Consider the following 18,189-nt stretch of genomic DNA (forward strand, 5'->3'; position numbering starts at 1 on the left):
GCCCGCCCTGTTCCTCAGCGCACCGTCAGCCCGCGCAGCAGGGTTTCCAACGGATACACCGCGGCGATGATCAGCTCATCGCGCACCTGCGCCGCCGCATCCAGCTGCTGCTGGATTTGCTCCGCCTCATGCTTGCCCAGCGGCTTACCCTGCCGCCAGCGATCCAGCAGCTTCAGCCCCAGATCCGCCAGCGCGTTGACGTCCTGCGCCACCGGCGCCAGATCTTTCATCAGCACGTTGCCGCCAATCAGCCGTTTCACCGGCGCCGCGTTCTGCTGCCAGCGCAGCAGGCGGCTACGCAGCGCCTCGGCGGCCACGCGGTTATCGCGATCGCGCAGCAGCGCTTCCACCTGCTGATGCATCTCGCGCACCGCCCGGCTCTCCGGCGGCAGCGCGTCCGCCAGGTGGTTCAGCGGCTCAAACTGGTGATAGTTGCCCGCCTGGAACTTCAGATGCTGACGCGTGTAATACTGCGCCGGCTCCAGCGCTTCGGCCAGCGTCTGCAGCGGCATAATCTCGACGCTGTTGGCCAGACGGGTGAATTCACGCGCGGTTTCCGCATGCTGCTGCAGGCCGACGGACACCACCGACCAGGCGTCCACCGCCGCCAGACGGCGGTACATACTGCTCTCGTCGGTGACGTCCTGCGCCGACCACAGCCGCTCCGCCACGGCGAAGGCGCGCGGCCACAGCTTCAGGTCCAGCAGCGGCGCGCGCACGTTCTCCGCCCACAGCGCCGCCTCACCGCCAAGAATATTGGCCTGCTGTTTGGCACCCGGCACCACCGGCATTTTACCCGCCGGCGCCGCATCCAGTCGGCTGCCGCTGGTGGGATAACGTACGTTGCCCAGCAGCGTATAGCCGCTGAGCGTATCCTTTTTCAGGGTCAGCACCGGACGGGTATCGCCCATCCAGGTATCCAGCCGGAAGCTCACCTGCTGCGGCGTGCGCCAGACAATATCATGCAGGGCGCGGCGCGTTTTGCCGTCAAAGTCGATAAAGCCGCGCCAGCCCTGCCGGCCTTTAATCAGGGTAAAGCTGCCCGTCACCGCGCTGCCCTTCAGGCGCGGAATGTCAAAGCGCCAGCTTTGCGCCTGCTCGCCGGCCGCCGCCTTTGTTTCCACGCTCAGCGGCTGCGGCAGCACCTCATTGCGGTAGTGATAGGCGGTGCTCTGCGGCTGATCGAGGTAGAAGCCGGTGGACAAAATTCCCTGATAGCCATCCTGCGCGCTTGCGCCCAGCGAGTCCGGCCCCTGCCAGGACTGGATCAGAATGGTGCGCGGCAGCGCAGGATGATAGATCTCATCCCAGCCCACCATACGCCGCCGGTGCTGTTCGAGGATCTTTTCCAGCCGCTGGTTGAACCAGGCCTGCAGCGCATGGGCATCCGCCAGCTGATGCTGGCGCATAAACGCCTGCAGCGTTTTCGACTGCTGCCACTGGCTGGGATCGACCTCATCGCCGCCGATATGCACATAGGGATCGGGGAAGATCGTCGCCAGCTCGCCGACGATCGCATCAATAAACTGATACACCTGCTCGTTGCCGGGATCCAGCGTCGGCGCGTGCACGCCCCACTCGCGCTCCATCTGGTATGGCCCCGGCGCGCTGATCAGTTCCGGATAGGCCACCGCAATGCTGGAAGCATGGCCCGGCAGATCGATCTCCGGCACCACGCGGATGCCGCGTGCCGCGGCGTAGGCCACCACCTGCTGCATTTGTTCGCGGGTATAGAACTGGCCGTCGCTGGCCAGTTGCTGCAGCTTGGGATAACGCACGGAGGCAAAACGCCAGCCCTGATCGTCGGTCAGGTGCCAGTGGAACACGTTGAGCTTGGCCGCCGCCATGCCGTCCAGCTGGCGCAGAATATCGCCGACCGGCAGGAAATGGCGCGCCGAATCCAGCAGCACGCCGCGCCAGGCAAAGCGTGGCTTGTCGCTGATACTGACCAGCGGCAAGAAGGTGTTGTGTCCATCGGTCTGCACCAGCTGCAGCAGGGTTTCCATGCCGCGCAGCGCGCCGAAGCGGGTGGCGGCGGTCAGCGTCGCCCCCTGCGGCGTCACCGATAATTGGTAACTTTCATCGCTGTCCGGCAGCGGCTGCGCCGAGACCTGACGTTGGATCTTCACCGTAATATTGCTGGCCTGCTGCGCCGTCGGCGGCGCCAGCGTCCAGCCGGTCTGCAGTTCCAGGCGCTGACGCCAGCGCGCCGGCGCGTCACCCAGATTATCGCCTTCAATCTTCAGGTTCAGCCGGGGCGTCAGCACCAGTTTGCCCTGCGGCTGGGCGATATCCACCTGCTGCGGCCACGGCATCAGCGGCAGTTTGCCCGCCGGCTGCGCCAGCGCGCCCAATGGGCAAAGTAACGACGCCGCAAGCAGCGTATAACAAAGCGGTTTATGCATCGAAAATTCCTCAGAGGTGCCAGTAATCAACGAAATACAGCAAAAATAGAAGCAAAACCTGAGCATAATGTAGAGCGTGGCGCCGCTGGCAAACCGGAGGGTGAAAAGGAGGGGTGGATCACAACATCAAAGCGGGCGCTGCCGCCCGCACTCTGATTACAAGGACGCGCCGCCGCATATCACCATCTCCTGGCCGGTGATGGCGGCGGCTGGCGCCGAAAGCAGAAAAGCCACCAGCGCCGCGACTTCCTGCGGCTGAATATAGCGACCGATGGGCGGCAGTTTCGGCGGCGAACTTTGCCGGCCGGGCTGCTCCAGCATCGGGGTCTGCGTCGCGCCCGGCGCCACCACGTTGGCGGTGATGCCGCGCGGTGCCAGCTCCGCCGCCCAGCTGCGCACCATCCCCACCATCGCCGCCTTGGTCGCCGCATACTGGCTGCGTCCGGCGGCGCCCCGTGACGTCCGGCTGCCGAGCAGCACGATACGTCCGCCGGCAGACATGTTTGGCGCCAGCGTCGTCACCAGCGTTTCCGCCGCCAGTACGTGCAGCTGCCACAACCACCGGCTCGCCGCTGCGTCCAGCTCGCCGAGCGGTGCAGCATGCATCATCCCCGCCGCATGCACCACCGCCTGCGGCGGCGGCAGATCGGACAGCGTCGCCGCCAGCGCCCCGCTGTCGCACAGGTCGACCTGACGGGAACGATAGCCGGCCTGCTCCCGCACCGCGTCCCGCCGGCTGAGACCGGTCACCTGCCAGCCGTCATCCAGCAACTGCTGGACAATGGCGGCGCCTATGCCGGAGCTAGCGCCGGTTACCAGCGCATGCCGCCTCATCCGTCAGCCTCCAGCAGGTGAACAGCAACTTTAAACACCGCTTTACGCACCGGCGCCGGTTGGCCGACCGCGCACAGCGCCTGATGCGCCTCGCCGGGATAAAACACGGCAAAGTCCCCCTGTCGCAGATGCAGCCGGTGCGGCAGTTCCGGCTGCGGCACGATAAACAGATCCGGTTTTTTCTCGCTGCCGCCGACCGCCCGCCGGGGGGCGAAACGGATGATTTCCTCCCCTTCCAGCACCACCTGAATATCCAGATACTGCCGGTGATACTCCGTGTGACGGCTCTCCGGCGGGGCGGTATGCGCCACGCCGATATGGCAGAACCAACCCTCGCCCTCCAACCGCCCGTCCGCGGCGGCCATCAGCGCCGGCAGGCTGTGGGCCGGCTGGTTCAGGATGCGATACAGGCTGGCCGGCAAGCCGGGCAGCCGCAGGTCATGCAGGGTACCGGCGATCATTATGGCGCTCCTTCGCCGGTGACCCAGCGCTCATCCACACACACGTACTTAATCGCCTGGCGGAAATAGGTATAGGCAATATGCAGCCGACCATCGGCACCCTGCTTAATGCTCGGGTAAGAAAACTCCCGGTTCAGCTTTTCACGCGAGTTGTTGGTCATGCAATAGCCGTCGCCTTCATCAAGATTGCGCTGATACGGCCAACTGCGGCCGCCGTCGCGCGAGATTGCCAGCGTCATCGGCGCACGCGGCGCGCCCCAGAACGCGCTGCGGCCGTCGTCCGGCGTCGGAACCACCGCTTCCGTGCCAGCATCATCCTCCTCATCCTCAATTTCGTCATACAGCGACGCCCTGCGTTCCAGCGCGCCGCTGGCGCTCATGGCGTTAAACACCAGCGCCAGATCGCCGTTACGCAACGTGGTCAGCTGAATCGAGGAGTTATTGTTGGGCAGCGCCGTCGGCTGCGGTGCGCTCCAGCTGCGGCCACCGTCCGCCGAGCGACTCTGATAAATAAAATCGGCCCAGCGGCTGCGGAACAGCGCCAGCAGAGAGCCATCCTGCAGCAGGGTGATATTCATATGCACGCAGCCGGTGCTGTCCGGCACTACCACATCGCGCCAGGTTTTCCCCTTGTCGCCGGAAATTTTCACCGCGCTGTCGTCGTTGTTTCCCACCCATTTCTCACCTGGCACGGTGCGGCAGTAGAAGACCGGCAGCAGCCAGTCGCCGTTGTCCAGCACCACGATCGGCTGGCGGATAAAGGTGCCCGGCTGCTCCAGCAGCGTCGCGATCTCACCCCAGCTGGCGCCCAAATCGTGCGACTGACGGTAGCGCACAAAGGCCGTATCCTGGTTGCCCGACTTCTGCGCCGTCCATAACAGCCAGAGCACGTTGTCCGGATCGAGGAACAGTACCGGGTTTTGCTCTGAGCGGGATGCGTCGTCCGACAGTTTGACCGCCGGGGTCCACTGCTCCCGGCCCTGCGGCAGGCGCGAACTGTAAATAGAAATATCGGCAATGCCTTCCTGCGTGCCGGCAAACCAGACGCACAGCAGATCGCCATTGGGCAGCGGCAGCAGATTGGCGGCGTGGTTCTGCGGACACGCAGAAGGCAGCATCGCGCTCTGACGCCCGGCATCGCCCGCGACGGGGCTTACCCGTCCGGTACGTTCAACGGTGAGGGTTTCCTGACTCATATTAGGCTCCATCGTTTTGAATATTTTGTTTAACTTTCGCCCCTGCGGCCTTGCCTGGCAGCAGCATATCAATGCCCATAATCACCGCCGGCGTAATCAGCGCGATATACATGTTATTGATACCGAAAGGATCGCCCAGCAAATACCAGACGGAGGTCATCACGCAGGCGCCGATCAGCCCGGCATTGGCACCGCGCGCGCTCTTGAAGAACGGCAGATAGAACGCCACCACCGCCACCACCGAAATCGACAGGCGGATGGCGCGGGTAAAGAAAGAGAGTTTCAGCACTTCCGGCACCAGCAGCACGAAGATCAGCGGCAGGAAACCAATCAGCAGCGACAGCCAGCGCGTCATTTTGAATTCGCGCTCCGGCGTCGGATTGCGGTAAGGCACATAGAAGTCCTTCACGATCAGCGAAGCGATCGCCAGCGCCACGGTGCTGACGCTGACAAAAATCGACGCCACCAGCGATGTTGTCACCAACCCGGCCAGCCACGGGCTCATATCCTGCAAAAATACCGGCAGGGCGTACAGGCTATCGATATTCGGGTGCAGGAACTTGGCGGCGACGCCGATAATCGCGATGGCGATGGCGATCGGCAAACAGAAAAGAAAGGCAATCCAGGTGGCGCGCTTGGCCGAAGCGGCGCTTTTAGTCGAGGAGATGGCCTGGATAACAAACTGGGTGCAGAAAATCGAACCGATAGTGCCGATCAGCCAGGCCACGATGGTGCTGGCGCCGATATTGCCGTCCCAGGTCCAGTAGAAGTCCGGCATCTGCTCTACCATCGGCGTAATGCCGCCGGTCATATGCAGCGCCACCCCCAGAATCACCAGAATGCCGAAGTATTTAATGGCGCTGTGCAGCAGGGTGACCCAGGCCATCCCCTTCATGCCGCCGAAGGCGAAATAGAAGGTGCTGACCACTGCGGTAATCAACGCCGCAACCGGCAGATTAACCTTCAATACCGTGGATATCGCCGCAGCGCCGCTCACATAGTTGCCGACGTTCACCAGCAGCAGCGCGTAAATCATAATCAGCGAAATAATGTTTTTGGTGGAGTTACCGTATTTCTCGGCGATCGCGCCGGAAATCGTGATTTTCCCCGTGTTATAGATCCGTTTGACCAACAGCAGGCCGAACAGCGGGAAACCAATCGCGGCGCCGATCACTGACCATGAGGCGGCGAAACCATCCTCAAACGCCGCCTGCGCGGTGCCGATGGTCGATTTGGCGCCAATATATTCGGACATCAGCAGGACGCCGACGATAAAGGCCGGCATGGCGCGCGAGCCTTCCATAAAATCGCCGGAACTTTTACTGCGCAGCCGGTAGGTCAGCCAGGTGGTAAACAGGATATAGACCACGACGATGCTGACGATGATCAGGGTACCTTCAGCCGTAAACTCTTTCATTTTTGCCTCTCTCGGGACATGGCTTCCCCTGAGCGATGCATACATCGCCCAAAGGTTGCGTAATCGGTCGGAAACAGCGTGATGGGTTAGCGCAAATAGGTATCCAGAATCTGGCGGATGCGCCGTTCGTCATCGGCATCAAAACACACCGCATAACGGCTTTCACCCACCACATAGCCCAGCAGCGTCAGCGCTTTTTTCACCGCCGCCGGCGAGAAGGCCACGCTGTACAACTCGCAGCGCAGCCCGGTGACGTTTTCCTGCGCCAGCCGCGAGCCGTCGATATCGCCGGCCTGAAAACGTCGCCAGATGGCGTTGATTTCCGCCGGCGCCACGTTCGCCAGCCCGGAAATACAGGCGGAACAGCCGTCGACAAAGCCCTGGTGAATCAGCGAGTCCGGCCCGTTGAGCACCTCAAACCCCGGAATGCCTTCGGCGGCGTGCAGGAAGCCCCGCAGGCTGTCATAGCTGCCGGCGCTGTCTTTGATACCGATGATATTCGGGTGCTGCGCCAGACGACGTACCGTCTCAGGCTGTAGGGTATTGCCGGTGCGCGCGGGAATGTTGTAGAGGAAAATCGGCGTCTCCAGAGCATCGGCGACCTGCAGATAGTGCCCGATCAGTTCATCCTGCGTCAGCGGGATAAAATAGGGCGTAATCACCGAGACCGCGTCCACGCCGAGCGCCGCCACCTGCTTGCCCAGCCGGACGGTGTCGCGCGTCGATATTTCGCCGATATGCGCCACCACCGGCGCTGAACCGTTGACCTCATCCACGCAGGTTTGCGTCAGCGCCAGCTTCTCCTGCTCATTCAACACAAAAAACTCACCGTTGGTGCCGCCGCAAAAGACGCCGTTGCCCGCCGCCAGCTGTCGCCGGATTTGCTCGCGCATCGCCTCCGGGTCAAAATCGCCCCGCGCATCGAAAGGCGTGACGATCGCCGTCAGCACCCCGTCAATTTTTCTTGTCATGACAGTCCCCACTCTTATTTAGCCTGTAATCCCGGAAACAGCGTCAGGTAGACATCGCGCACGTCGGCGGCGCTGACTGACATCGGTACATTCTTCATCAGACGCTGTACGTTCAGCGCCCCCTCAACCAGATGCGGCAGATGATCGGCGCCGATGCCCAGCTCATCCAGGCTGGCAGGCAGCCGCAAACGTTTAACCAGGGCGGAAAAATACGTCACCAGCGCGTGTGACTTGTCCTCCTCGCTCAGCGTGCAGTCCGCCTGCGGAAGCAGGTCATAAGCCTGGGCGAACTTGCTCACCGCCGCCGGACGCACAAAACGCATGCACGGCACCAGCAGGATAGCGTTGGCTACGCCGTGTGGAATGTGGTACTTGCCGCCCAGCGGGTACGACATGGCATGCACCAGATGCGTGCCGGCATGGGCGATAGCGGCGCCGCCGTAATAGGACGCCCACAGCATATCGAGCTTGGCGGCCAGGTTTTCCGGCGCCTCAACCGAAGTTTCCAGACTGGCGAACAGCTTTTTCAGCCCGATCAGGGCGTAGTTATCGCTGACCGGATTAGCGATGGTGGCGGTAAAGCACTCAATCAGATGGCACAGGGCGTCAATACCGGTAGAGGCGGCAATATGTGCCGGCATGCTGGTGGTCAGCTCCGGGATCAACGCCACATAGTCGGGCAGCATGACCGGAGAAATAATGCCGACTTTGGTCTCCTGCTCCGGAATGGCCAAAATGGCGTTGGGCGTAGCCTCCGATCCGGTGCCAGCGGTGGTGGGAATCAGCAGCGACGTGACGCGCCGCTGCGGTTTTTCCCCGGCCAACAACGCCTCAAGCGTCGGCGCTTCGGCAACGCACAGTACAGAGAGCAATTTGGCAACGTCCAGCACGCTGCCGCCGCCCAGGCCAATCACCAGATCGATATCCCGTGTGCCGAGCGCCTGCAGGACAGCGGCGACATCATGCTGGCTGGGCTCTGGCGGGACGTCATCCACGACGGTCAACGCGCAGTCGCTGGCGCGCAGCTGCGTCATCAGCTGCTGCGCCGTTGTGATGCGCGCGATGTTTTTATCCGTGACCAGCAGAACGCTGCGTTTTCCCGCCAACAGATAGCCGATGTCATTTAATGCCTGGTAGCCGCTTATAAGGGTGCTGTTGATGTTCATTGCTCTTACCTATTCTCCTGTTTCCTGCCGGCACGGATGGGGAGTGATGATTGTAATTGCTCAGCGTAGAGCGATAAGCATCACACTATGGATGTTGTTTATACGTTAAAATATGGTTAATTAATTTGAACTTGCTCACATATAATCAATCATGATTAAATTCAATCAAATCTAGATTAAAAAAGCCAAGGGACACGCCATGACCTGGAACAGAGCGCTGCCGGAGACGGCCGGTAAATTTAGCGGCGCAGACGTCGTCAATCTCGGCGCCGCCCTGCCGTTTATCCGCGCCGCAACGGCGCATTTGATATCGTCTGGACAGCTAAAGAGAAGTCTGAGAGCATGACGATCTTCACCCGATTCGCCGTACAACTCGCCTAGGGACAGTATGAAGGGACAAAGTCGCCTCGATCAGATTATGGATTATCTGAAAAGCCATAATCTGGTTACCGTAGATCAGTTGGTCACCGCGATTTCCGCCTCGCCGGCCACCATTCGTCGTGACCTGATAAAGCTCGATCGCGAGGGGGTTATCAGCCGCAGCCACGGCGGCGTAACCCTGAATCGGTTTATTCCTGCCCAGCCCACCACGCTGGAAAAACAGCAGCGCAACCAGCGGGAAAAGCAGGCCATCGCCCAAGCGGCGGCGCAGTGGGTCAAAGCCGGCGATAGCCTGGTGCTGGATGCCGGCACCACCATGCTGGAACTGGCGCGTCAGTTGACGCATCTGCCGCTGCGGGTGATCACCGCCGACTTGCGCATCGCGCTGTTTTTATCCGAGTTCAAGCAGATTGAAGTCACGATTATCGGCGGGCGCATCGATGAAAGCAGCCAGTCCTGCATCGGCGACCACGGCCGCCGCCTGCTGCGCGGCATCAATCCGGATATCGCCTTTATCAGCTGCAACTCCTGGTGCCTGGAAAAAGGCATCACAGCGCCCACCGAAGAAAAAGCCGGCCTGAAGCAGGATCTGCTGGCCAACGCCTCGCGCCGCATCCTGCTGGCGGACAGCAGCAAATATGGCGCCTGGTCGCTGTTTTGCGCCTCGCCGCTGGCGGCGCTGACCCATATCATCACCGATGGCCGTCTGTCGCCGGAGCTGCAGCAGACGCTGCATGGCCAGGGCTTTACGCTCACCCTGGCGGAGTAACCTGCAGACGGTCGCATACCCGGTTAGTATCCCCGTAGAAAAATGCGCTATTCTGACCGGCAGAATTAAAGCTGACGTTTACGCCTTTCAACCATAACGATAAACCGATCATGCAAAACCGGCTGACCATTAAGGACATCGCCCGCCTCAGCGGGGTAGGAAAATCCACCGTTTCACGCGTGCTGAACAATGAGGGCAGCGTGAGCCAGCAAACCCGTGAGCGCGTGGAGGCAGTGATCCGTCAGCAGGGGTTCACCCCGTCCAAATCCGCACGCGCCATGCGTGGCCAGAGCGATAAGGTGGTCGGCATTCTGGTGTCGCGCCTGGATTCGCCGTCGGAAAATCAGGCGGTGCGCACCATGCTGCCGCTGCTCTACCAGCACGGCTATGACCCGATCGTGATGGAAAGCCAGTTCGACAGCCAACTGGTACAGGAACACCTGCACGTGCTGGCGCAGCGTAACGTCGACGGGGTGATCCTGTTCGGCTTTACCGGCCTGGAGGCCGAGATGCTGCAGCCGTGGCAGGAGAAAATTGTGGTGATGGTGCGCGAGTATCAGGGCTTCTCTTCAGTCTGCTACGATGATGCCGGCGCGGTGAACCTGCTGATGGACCGGCTGCGCCAGCAGGGGCACCGCGATATCAGCTACCTCGGCGTCCGGCAGTCGGACGCCACCACCGGCGCGCGCCGCTATCAGGCCTATCTGGATGCCTGCCAGCGCCACGGCCTGACCCCGCACGCGGCGCTGGGCGAACTCAGCTACCAGAGCGGCTTCCAGCTGGCGGCGGAGGCGATCGTCCCGCAGACCCGCGCGTTGATCTGCGCGTCTGACAGCATCGCCCTCGGCGCGATCAAATATCTGCAGCAGCAGCAGATCGCCGATATTCAGGTGTGCGCCATCGGCAATACCCCGCTGCTCAGCTTCCTGTTCCCGGAGACGCTGTCGGTGGAGTTCGGCTACGGCAGCGCAGGCGTGCAGGCGGCGCAGCAACTGCTGGCCCAGCTCAGCGGCGACGCGCCGATCCGCCGCATCGTGGTGCCGAGCAAACTCTCTTAACCCTCCTGCCGCATCGGGCCACCCGCGCGGCGGTTTCCCTTGAGATCTCACACGTCATTTTGTGATCGTCATCCGATTCCGGGAACGTTCCCATTTTCTAGCCACGGCGAAATGACTAAGCTTTGATCGGCTTCACCCTACTTACCTCTGCGTGTCGTTCAGGCCCCGCTCGCCGGCACGGCATACGCATAACAACGCCAGATATACCCATAGAAAGGTATTCATAATGAGCAAAGTAAAACAGCAGGATATCGATCGCCTGATTGCGCTGGTCGGCGGCCGCGACAATATCGCCACCGTCAGCCACTGCATTACCCGGCTGCGCTTCGTGCTTAACGACCCGGCCAAAGCCAGCCCGAAAGAGATCGAAACCTTACCCATGGTGAAAGGCTGCTTCACCAACGCCGGGCAGTTTCAGGTGGTGATCGGCCCGGAGGTCGGCGATTACTATCAGGCGCTGATCGCCAGCGCCGGCGTCAACGAGGCGGACAAAGAGCAGGCCAAAACCGCCGCACGCCAGAATATGACCTGGTCCGAACGTGCCATCTCCCACTTCGCCGAGATCTTCTTCCCGCTGCTGCCGGCGCTGATCAGCGGCGGTCTGATCCTCGGCTTCCGCAATGTGATCGGCGATATTCCGCTGTCCGACGGCCAGACGCTGACGCAGTCCAGCGCCGGCTGGAAAACTGCCTACGACTTCCTGTGGCTGCTGGGCGAGGCGATCTTTATGTTCCTGCCGGTCGCCATCTGCTGGTCGACGGTGAAAAAAATGGGCGGCACCCCGGTATTGGGCATCGTGCTGGGCGTCACACTGGTGTCGCCGCAGCTGATGAACTCCTATCTGCTCGGCCAACAGGTGCCTGAACTGTGGAACTTCGGCTGGTTTACCGTGGAGAAGGTCGGCTATCAGGCGCAGGTGATCCCGTCGATCCTCGCCGGTATGGCGCTCGGCTGGATTGAAACCCGGCTGAAAAAGTGGGTGCCGGATTACCTCTATCTGGTGGTAGTGCCGGTGCTGTCGCTGCTGCTGGCGACCTTCCTGGCCCATACGCTGATCGGGCCGTTCGGCCGCATGATCGGCGACGGCGTCGCCTGGGCGGTTAAAGCGGTCATGACCGGCAGCTTTGCGCCGATCGGCGCCGCGCTGTTCGGCTTCCTGTATGCGCCGCTGGTGATCACCGGCGTCCACCAGACCACGCTGGCGATCGATATGCAGATGGTGCAGAGCATGGGCGGCACACCGGTGTGGCCGATCATCGCCCTGTCCAATATCGCGCAGGCCTCGGCGGTGCTGGCGATCATTATCGTCAGCCGCAAGGCCAACGAACGTGAAATTTCGGTGCCGGCGGCAATTTCCGCCTACCTCGGCGTCACCGAGCCGGCAATGTACGGCATCAACCTGAAGTACCGCTTCCCGATGCTGTGCGCGATGATTGGTTCCGCCTGCGCCGGCCTGATCTGCGGCCTGGCCGGGGTGATGGCCAACGGTATCGGCGTCGGCGGCCTGCCGGGTATTTTGTCGATCAAACCGCAGTTCTGGCTGGTGTTCGCGCTGGCGATGCTGGTGGCCGTGGTAGTGCCGCTGGTGCTGACCATGCTGGTGTACCGGCGCAAGGCGCGCCGCGGCGAACTGCCGGTATAACGCGCTATCGATCATGAATGTAGGGGCCAGGCTCGCCTGGCCCGCTGTCACAGTCAAAAGGTATTCTTTATGAGCAACCCAATCCCCTGGTGGCAAAACGGCGTCATCTACCAAATCTACCCGAAGAGCTTTCAGGACAGCAGCGGTAACGGCTACGGCGATCTGGCCGGCGTGATCCAGCGGCTGGACTATCTGCAGGAGCTGGGCGTCGACGCCATCTGGCTGACGCCGGTCTATCTCTCCCCGCAGGTGGATAACGGCTATGACGTCGCCGACTACTGCGCCATCGACCCGGCCTACGGCAGCATGGAAACCTTCGAACAACTGGTGGCGGCCGCGCACCAGCGCGATATCCGCATCGTGATGGATATGGTGTTCAACCATACGTCGACCGAGCATCCGTGGTTCCGGGCGGCGCAGGATCGCCACAGCCCGCAGCGCCAGTTCTATATCTGGCGCGACGGCGCTGAGGGGACGCCGCCGAATAACTGGCGCTCCAAGTTCGGCGGTTCGGCCTGGCAGTGGCACGCCGACAGCGGTCAGTATTATCTGCACCTGTTCGCCACCGAGCAGGCAGATTTGAACTGGGAGCACCCGCCGGTTCGCGAGGAGCTGAAGAAAATCTGCCGGTTCTGGGCGGACAAAGGCGTCGACGGCCTGCGGCTGGATGTGATCAATCTGGTGTCCAAGCAGCAGGATTTCCCGGACGACGCGCACGGCGACGGCCGGCGTTTTTACACCGACGGCCCGCGCATTCACCCATTCCTGCAGGAAATGAGCCGCGAAGTGTTCCGGCCGCGCGGTCTGATGACGGTCGGCGAGATGTCGTCCACCAGCCTGGAACATTGCCGGCAATATGCGGCGAACGGCGGCGAAGAGCTGTCGATGACCTTTAACTTTCACCACCTGAAGGTCGATTACGCCAACGGCGAAAAATGGACGCTGGCGGCGCCGGACTACGTGGAGCTGAAGCAGATTTTCCGCCACTGGCAGCAGGGCATGCACAACCACGCCTGGAACGCGCTGTTCTGGTGTAACCACGATCAGCCGCGCATTGTCTCGCGCTTCGGCGACGACCATGCGCTGCGCGTGCCGGCGGCGAAGATGCTGGCGATGGTGCTGCACGGCATGCAGGGCACACCCTATATCTATCAGGGCGAGGAGATCGGCATGACCAATCCGCGCTTTGCGCGTATTGATCAATACCGAGACGTCGAAAGCCTGAATATGTACGCCGAACTGCGCGCCGCGGGGCGCAGCGACGCCGAGCTGCTGGCGATACTGGCCAGTAAATCGCGCGATAACGGACGCACGCCGATGCAGTGGAATGCCGGCCCCAACGCCGGCTTCAGCCGGGGCACGCCCTGGATCCCCTGCGCCGACAACTACCTGCAGATTAACGTCGAGGCGGCGCTGGCCGATCGGGATTCGGTGTTTTACACCTATCGCCACCTGATCGCCCTGCGCAAGCAGTATCCGCTGCTGACCCACGGCGACTATCAGGATCTGGCGCCGGCGCACCCGGCGCTGTGGTGCTACCTGCGCAGCTGGAACGGTCAGCGGCTGCTGGTGGCAGCCAACCTGAGCGCCCGGCCGCAGGCGTGGGACGCGGCCGGCGTTACAGCATCCGATCTGTGGCGCGTGGCGATCGGCAACTACGCCGATGCGCCGCCGCTGCCGCAACCGCTAACCCTGCGTCCGTTTGAGGCGGTGTGGTGGCTGCTGGAGGAGTGAAGTTTCCACACTCATCTGCGTCAACCAATGCTCAGGGCCAAACGGCCCGTTTCCCGTCGGCGAGACGGCGATCTGTATAGCGATCGCCCCGCCGCCGGCTTTCTTTGTCCTGCATCAAGAAAATTCCGCCAGCACCCATATATAGTATTTCCATTACCACCAGCACCTATATATAGTAGTTATCCACAAAATCATCCACACTGCCCCGTAGCCCAGACCCGCTGCGGCATTGCCCTGTGGATAAGCTGAAACGGCTATCTGTTCCCATCGGCGGAACAAGGAGAACGACGTGAAACCAGTAGTGATTAAACGGGACGGCTGTCAGGTTCCCTTCGACGAAGCACGTATCAAACAGGCCATCGAACGCGCCGCCCGCGCCGCCGAGGTGAACGACAGTGAGTATTGCGCCGCCGTCGCCCGTGAAGTCGCTCAACAGATGTCCCGCCAGCCGCGGCTGGATATCCATGATATTCAGCAGGCAGTGGAAAACCGGCTGATGGCCGGCGAATACAAACAACTGGCGCGCGCCTATATCGAATACCGTCACGACCGCGACGTCGCCCGCGAACTGCGCGGCCGGCTGAATCAGGAGATCCGCGGCCTGGTCGAACAAAGCAACGCCGCGCTGCTGAATGAAAACGCCAATAAAGACAGCAAGGTCATTCCCACCCAGCGCGATCTGCTGGCCGGCATTGTCGCCAAACACTATGCCAAGCAGCATATCCTGCCGCGCGACGTGGTGCTGGCCCACGAACGCGGTGAAATTCACTACCACGATCTGGACTACGCGCCGTTTTTCCCGATGTTCAACTGCATGCTGATCGACCTGCAGGGCATGCTGACCAACGGCTTTAAAATGGGCAACGCCGAGATCGAAACGCCGAAATCGATCTCCACCGCCACCGCGGTCACCGCGCAGATCATCGCGCAGGTGGCCAGCCATATCTACGGCGGAACTACCATCAACCGTATTGATGAGATCCTGGCGCCGTACGTCAGCGCCAGCTTCCGCAAACACCAGCAGGTGGCCGAAGAGTGGCAGATCCCGGACGTAGCGGGCTATGCCATGGCGCGCACTGAAAAAGAGTGTTACGACGCTTTCCAGTCGCTGGAGTATGAGGTCAATACGCTGCATACCGCCAACGGCCAGACGCCGTTCGTCACCTTTGGCTTCGGCCTCGGCACCAGCTGGCAGTCGCGGCTGATCCAGCAGTCGATCCTGAAAAACCGCATCGCCGGGCTGGGGAAAAACCGCAAAACGGCGGTGTTCCCGAAGCTGGTATTCGCCATCCGCGACGGCCTCAACCACCGTTACGGCGATCGGAACTACGACATCAAGCAGCTGGCGCTGGAGTGCGCCAGCAAACGCATGTACCCCGATATCCTCAATTACGATCAGGTGGTGCAGGTAACCGGCTCGTTTAAAACGCCGATGGGCTGCCGCAGCTTCCTCGGCAGCTATCAGGAGAACGGTAAGCCGGTGCACGACGGGCGCAACAACCTCGGCGTCATCAGCCTTAATCTGCCGCGCATTGCGCTGGAATCGCAGGGCAATGAGGAGCGCTTCTGGCAGTTGCTGGATCGCCGCCTGCTGCTGGCGAAAAAGGCGCTGATGACGCGCATCGCACGCCTGCAGGGCATCAAGGCGCGCGTGGCACCGATTCTGTATATGGAAGGGGCCTGCGGCGTGCGGCTGAACGCCGACGACGATATCGCCGAGATCTTCAAAAACGGCCGGGCGTCGATCTCCCTCGGCTATATCGGCATTCATGAAACCATCAACGCGCTGTTCGGCAACGCCGGGCACCTGTTCGATGACCAGGCGCTGCGCGCCAAGGCCGTCGCCATTGTCGAACGTCTGCGCGCCGCCACCGAAAGCTGGAAAGAGGAAACCGGCTACGGCTTCAGCCTGTACAGCACCCCGAGCGAAAACCTGTGCGACCGCTTCTGCCGGCTGGACACCGCCGATTTCGGCGTGGTACCGGGGGTGACCGACAAGGGCTACTACACCAACAGCTTCCACCTCGACGTCGAGAAAAAGGTGAATCCGTACGACAAGCTGGACTTCGAGGCGCCTTACCCGCCGTTGGCCAACGGCGGCTTTATCTGTTACGGCGAATATCCGAACCTGCAGCATAACCTGAAGGCGCTGGAAGACGTGTGGGACTACAGCTACAGCCGCGTGCCCTATTACGGCACCAATACGCCGATCGACGAGTGTTACCAATGCGGCTACACCGGCGAGTTCTCCTGCACCAGCAAAGGGTTTACCTGCCCGAAATGCGGCAATCACGACTCTGCCAAAGTGTCGGTCACCCGCCGCGTCTGCGGCTATCTCGGCAGCCCGGACGCGCGGCCGTTCAACGCCGGCAAGCAGGAAGAGGTTAAACGCCGGGTGAAGCATCTGGATAACGGGCAGTTGGGCTAACGGCCCGGCCGGCCGTTTACGAAAGGATCGGCGATGAATTATCACCAGTATTACCCCGTCGACGTGGTCAACGGCCCCGGCACCCGCTGCACGCTGTTTGTCGCCGGCTGCGTGCACCAGTGCCGCGGCTGCTACAACCAGAGCACCTGGCGGCTTGATTCCGGCCAGCCGTTTACTGCGGCGCTGGCGGACCAGATTATCGCCGACCTCAACGACCTGCGCATTACACGCCAGGGATTGTCGCTGTCCGGCGGCGATCCGCTGCATCCGGCCAATGTGCCGGAGATATTACGGCTGGTGCAGCGGGTGCGCGCTGAATGCCCCGGTAAAGATATCTGGCTGTGGACCGGCTACCGGCTGGCGGAGCTGGACGCGGCGCAGCTACGGGTGGTAAATCTGATCAACGTGCTGATCGACGGGAAGTTCGTACAGGCGTTGCGCGATCCGGCGCTGATTTGGCGCGGCAGCAGCAATCAGGTGGTGCATAAGCTGCGCTGAGCGTGAAGCGGGGATGCATTTTTGCATCCCCGCAACTTTTTAGAATATAAACATCCCGACCATGCCGGTCAGGATGCCGCACAGCGCCACCAGCGCCGCCGTCAGGCACAGCGCTTTGGCGGTGAAGGCCTTCTTCAGCATCAGCAGCGACGGCAGGCTGACCGCCGGCAGCGTCATCAGCAACGCCAGCGCCGGGCCGGGGCCCATGCCCGCCAGCATCATCGCCTGCACGATCGGAATTTCCGCCGCGGTGGGAATCACAAACAGACAGCCGGCAAGCGCCAGGCCGATAATCCACAGCAGGCTGTTATCCACCGCGCCCTCGGCGTGCGGGAACAGCCAGACCCGCGCCGCGCCCAACAGCAGCACCGCCAGAATATAAACCGGGATGGTTGACCAAAACAGCGTCCACAGCGCCGCCATCCAGCGGCGCAGGAACGGCTGAGGCGCGTTCTCGCACGCCGGCAGAGTCGTCACCGCTTCGCTCGCCGGCGGCGCGTCGTTTGCGGTCAGACGCTGCACCAGCCAGGCCACGCCCAGCACCATGATCACACCGGCCGCCAGACGCATGGCGGCAAACTGCCAGCCCAGCACGAAGCCCATAAAAATCAGCGTGGCCGGGTTCAGCACCGGGTTGCTGAGCCAAAACGCCAGCGCCGCACCGCTGGATACCGACTGGCGGCGTAAACCGGCCGCCACCGGCGCCGCGCAGCAGGTGCACATCATGCCCGGCAGCGCGATCAGCGACCCCAGCAGCGTGCCGGAGAAACGCTGATGCCCCAGCGTACGCACCAGCCAGTCGCGCGGAATCAACACCTGCACCAGTGACCCCACCAGCACGCCCAGCAGCGCGGCCTTCCACACCGCCGCAAAGTAGGTCAGCGCGTACTGCCACGCCGCTATCCACGGGTTATGCGCACCATCGGCCAGGATCGAGCCGCCGATGGAGTGGCTTTCCGCCGCAACAAACGCCTTACCGTAGTAAGGCTGCCATTTGACGTAGTACAGACCGACGGCGACCACCAGTAAAAACAGCACGGGTTTCCACAGCGGCCATGAACGCGTCTGGCTGCCGGAGGCAGGTAAAGGTTGAGACATGAGAGTAACCAGCAAGTAACAAACAATGGCGCTAGCTTAGCGCGATAGCGCGCCGTGCGCACCCGCCTGTCGAAAATAGTTCATCTGTTCGCCACATCGCCGTCACCTCAGCGTCATCTGCGCCCGGCAGG

The 18,189-nt window shown here is 61.8% G+C and carries 14 protein-coding genes; 6 read left to right on the plus strand and 8 right to left on the minus strand.

Annotated elements, in window-relative coordinates:
* Positions 1-14: 14 nt before the first annotated feature.
* The 7 genes from HF675_RS21175 to HF675_RS21205 all read right to left on the minus strand — a co-directional run bounded on the left by HF675_RS21175 (position 15) and on the right by HF675_RS21205 (position 8,450).
* On the minus strand, positions 15-2,405 hold the full coding sequence (locus HF675_RS21175) for a beta-N-acetylhexosaminidase (RefSeq protein WP_187043741.1): 2,391 nt from the start codon (positions 2,403-2,405) through the stop codon (positions 15-17).
* Between the two features lie 156 nt (positions 2,406-2,561).
* Positions 2,562-3,239, minus strand: a complete 678-nt coding sequence (locus tag HF675_RS21180) for an SDR family NAD(P)-dependent oxidoreductase (RefSeq protein WP_187043742.1) — start codon at positions 3,237-3,239, stop codon at positions 2,562-2,564.
* A complete protein-coding gene (locus HF675_RS21185) occupies positions 3,236-3,700 on the minus strand; it encodes a YhcH/YjgK/YiaL family protein (RefSeq protein ID WP_187043743.1) in 465 nt (154 codons plus the stop codon). Before HF675_RS21185 ends, HF675_RS21180 begins: the two co-directional genes overlap by 4 nt.
* Positions 3,700-4,896 (minus strand): exo-alpha-sialidase, encoded by a 1,197-nt coding sequence (locus tag HF675_RS21190; RefSeq protein WP_187043744.1) that lies wholly within the window; start codon positions 4,894-4,896, stop codon positions 3,700-3,702. Before HF675_RS21190 ends, HF675_RS21185 begins: the two co-directional genes overlap by 1 nt.
* Before the next feature lies 1 nt (position 4,897).
* Positions 4,898-6,313 (minus strand): sodium:solute symporter family protein, encoded by a 1,416-nt coding sequence (locus HF675_RS21195; protein WP_187043745.1) that lies wholly within the window; start codon positions 6,311-6,313, stop codon positions 4,898-4,900.
* A gap of 86 nt (positions 6,314-6,399) precedes the next feature.
* Positions 6,400-7,284: a dihydrodipicolinate synthase family protein gene (locus tag HF675_RS21200; protein ID WP_187043746.1), complete on the minus strand. Its 885-nt coding sequence runs from the start codon at positions 7,282-7,284 to the stop codon at positions 6,400-6,402.
* A gap of 14 nt (positions 7,285-7,298) precedes the next feature.
* Positions 7,299-8,450: an iron-containing alcohol dehydrogenase gene (locus HF675_RS21205; RefSeq protein ID WP_187043747.1), complete on the minus strand. Its 1,152-nt coding sequence runs from the start codon at positions 8,448-8,450 to the stop codon at positions 7,299-7,301.
* A 388-nt stretch (positions 8,451-8,838) separates the two neighbouring features.
* Here HF675_RS21205 and HF675_RS21210 point away from each other — a divergent pair, with 388 nt between their 5' ends.
* The 6 genes from HF675_RS21210 to nrdG all read left to right on the plus strand — a co-directional run bounded on the left by HF675_RS21210 (position 8,839) and on the right by nrdG (position 16,960).
* Entirely contained in the window at positions 8,839-9,600 is a 762-nt protein-coding gene (locus HF675_RS21210) for a DeoR/GlpR family DNA-binding transcription regulator (RefSeq protein ID WP_187043748.1), read from the plus strand.
* 110 nt (positions 9,601-9,710) lie between these two features.
* The gene (treR, locus tag HF675_RS21215) at positions 9,711-10,658 is read left to right on the plus strand and encodes a trehalose operon repressor TreR (RefSeq protein WP_187043749.1); all 948 of its coding nucleotides are present in this window, start codon (positions 9,711-9,713) and stop codon (positions 10,656-10,658) included.
* Positions 10,659-10,884: 226 nt separating this feature from the next.
* Complete coding sequence (treB, locus tag HF675_RS21220) at positions 10,885-12,300, plus strand: PTS trehalose transporter subunit IIBC (RefSeq protein WP_187043750.1); 1,416 nt, start codon at positions 10,885-10,887, stop codon at positions 12,298-12,300.
* A gap of 69 nt (positions 12,301-12,369) precedes the next feature.
* Positions 12,370-14,034, plus strand: a complete 1,665-nt coding sequence (treC, locus tag HF675_RS21225; protein WP_187043751.1) for an alpha,alpha-phosphotrehalase — start codon at positions 12,370-12,372, stop codon at positions 14,032-14,034.
* 289 nt (positions 14,035-14,323) lie between these two features.
* Positions 14,324-16,462 carry an anaerobic ribonucleoside-triphosphate reductase gene (nrdD, locus tag HF675_RS21230; protein ID WP_105229564.1) on the plus strand — a complete coding sequence of 713 codons (2,139 nt, stop codon included), beginning with the start codon at positions 14,324-14,326 and terminating at the stop codon, positions 16,460-16,462.
* A gap of 33 nt (positions 16,463-16,495) precedes the next feature.
* Positions 16,496-16,960: an anaerobic ribonucleoside-triphosphate reductase-activating protein gene (gene nrdG / locus HF675_RS21235; protein ID WP_105229563.1), complete on the plus strand. Its 465-nt coding sequence runs from the start codon at positions 16,496-16,498 to the stop codon at positions 16,958-16,960.
* Between the two features lie 39 nt (positions 16,961-16,999).
* On the opposite strand, the gene HF675_RS21240 is transcribed toward nrdG, so the two are convergent.
* On the minus strand, positions 17,000-18,058 hold the full coding sequence (locus HF675_RS21240) for a permease (RefSeq protein WP_105229562.1): 1,059 nt from the start codon (positions 18,056-18,058) through the stop codon (positions 17,000-17,002).
* Between the last annotated feature and the right edge of the window lie 131 nt (positions 18,059-18,189).

It is taken from the genome of Serratia sp. JUb9 (assembly GCF_014298095.1).
In the GTDB taxonomy this organism is placed as follows: Bacteria; Pseudomonadota; Gammaproteobacteria; order Enterobacterales; family Enterobacteriaceae; genus Serratia_B; species Serratia_B rhizosphaerae.